This is a genomic window from Streptomyces pseudogriseolus (assembly GCA_002154585.1).
GTDB classification, from domain to species: Bacteria; Actinomycetota; Actinomycetes; order Streptomycetales; family Streptomycetaceae; genus Streptomyces; species Streptomyces pseudogriseolus.
Genome location: MUNG01000536.1, coordinates 1 through 1,855, shown reverse-complemented (window position 1 = coordinate 1,855; position 1,855 = coordinate 1). Strand labels below are relative to the sequence as shown.

Annotated in this window: 1 pseudogene; it reads right to left on the bottom strand. The window is 72.6% G+C overall.

The window, feature by feature from the left end:
* Nucleotides 1–1,855: pseudogene (locus CCN29_RS32315) on the bottom strand (catalase); the annotation flags it as partial.

The window sequence follows — 1,855 nt, the reverse complement described above, 5'->3', positions numbered from 1 at the left end:
CCGTCCGTCGCCCCGGAGGCGTCCGGACCCGCCGCCGGCGGCCCGGCGACCAGCACCGCGTCGAACTCGATCGACCGCGCGGTGACGTGGCTGCGCTGCGCGGTCAGGGCCCGCTCGCCCTCCCCCACGGTGCCGCCGGTCGGCGCGACGACGAGCGGGATCATGCCCGCCTCCAGCACGGCGTCCCGCACCGCGTGCACCCCTTCGAGGTCGCCGTCGGGGCCGGTGAGGATGCCGATGACGCGGCCGTCGACCGGCCAGGTCCCGCCGATCTGGGACAGCGCGGGGCTGGGCTCGACGTCGGCGAGCGGCACCGTCGGTTCCGGCGCGGGCAGGCCGAGGCCGTCGGCGACGCGGGAGCACAGCTCGGGGTCGATGTTGGCCAGCACCTGGAGGGTGCGTACGCGGATGGCCTCCTCGTAGCACTTGCCCAGCTCGAAGACGTACGCGCCGATGATGTGCTCGCGTTCCACCGGGCTCATGGAGAGCCAGAAGCGGCGGGGCTGGCTGAAGTGGTCGGAGAAGGACTCCGGCGCCTCGCGCACCTTGCGCCCCTCGGGGACGGTCACCGGCGTCTCGACGAAGGCGCCCATGTCCGCGCCCGCGGTGAACGGGCAGCCGCCGTCGAGGGAGTTGGGCTGGTACGGGGCGACGCCCCGGTGCACGGCGGTCTGGTGCATGCCGTCGCGCAGCATGTCGTTGACGGGCGCGTGCGGCCGGTTGATGGGCAGCTGCGGGAAGTTGGGGCCGCCGAGCCGGGTGATCTGGGTGTCGAGGTAGGAGAACAGCCGGCCCGCGAGCAGCGGGTCGTCGGTGACGTCGATGCCGGGCACGAGGTGGCCGACGTGGAAGGCGACCTGCTCGGTCTCGGCGAAGAAGTTCGACGGGTTGCGGTTGAGCGTCATCAGCCCGATCGGCTGCACCGGGGCGAGCTCCTCCGGCACGATGTTCGTCGGGTCCAGCAGGTCGATGCCCTCGAAGGTCTGGTCCGGGGTGTCGGGGAAGGTCTGGATGCCCAGCTCCCACTGCGGGTAGGCGCCCGCCTCGATGGCGTCGGCGAGGTCCCGGCGGTGGAAGTCGGGGTCGTTGCCGTTGATGAGCTGCGCCTCGTCCCACACCAGGGAGTGCACGCCCAGCTTGGGCTTCCAGTGGAACTTCACCAGCGTGGTCCGGCCCTCGGCGTTGACCAGGCGGAAGGTGTGGACGCCGAAGCCCTCCATCATCCGGTACGAGCGCGGGATGCCCCGGTCGCCCATGAAGAAGATCGTGTGGTGGGTGGCCTCGGTGTGCAGCGAGACGAAGTCCCAGAAGGTGTCGTGGGCGCTCTGCGCCTGCGGGATCTCCCGGTCGGGGTGCGGCTTGGCGGCGTGGACGACGTCGGGGAACTTGATGGCGTCNNGCCGCGGGAGCCGACGACCGTGGAGAAGCGCACGAAGACCGGTGTCTCGACGTCCGGGGCGAGGAATCCGGCCTTGGTCACGGAGGCGGCCGTGCCGTAGCTCTGGAAGACGCCGTGCGCGCCGGCGCCGCGGGCGTGGACCACGCGCTCGGGGATGCGCTCGTGGTCGAAGTGCATGATCTTCTCGCGCAGATGGTGGTCCTGGAGCAGGACCGGGCCGCGCGGGCCCGCCTTGAGCGAGTGGTCGGTGTCGGGGAGCCGGGTGCCCTGGGCGTTCGTCAGATGCGCGCCGGACTGGGCCATGCGCGCCTGGTCGGCGCCCGTGGGGGAGCCGGTGGGTGAGACGGTGGCGGGGCCGCTCTGGTCGGGCTTGGGCGGCAGCGGTTCACGCGGCTCCACCGGCCGTTCCACGGTGGGCGGTTCGGGGGCCGGGCGGCCGGTGGAGCCGCGTGAACC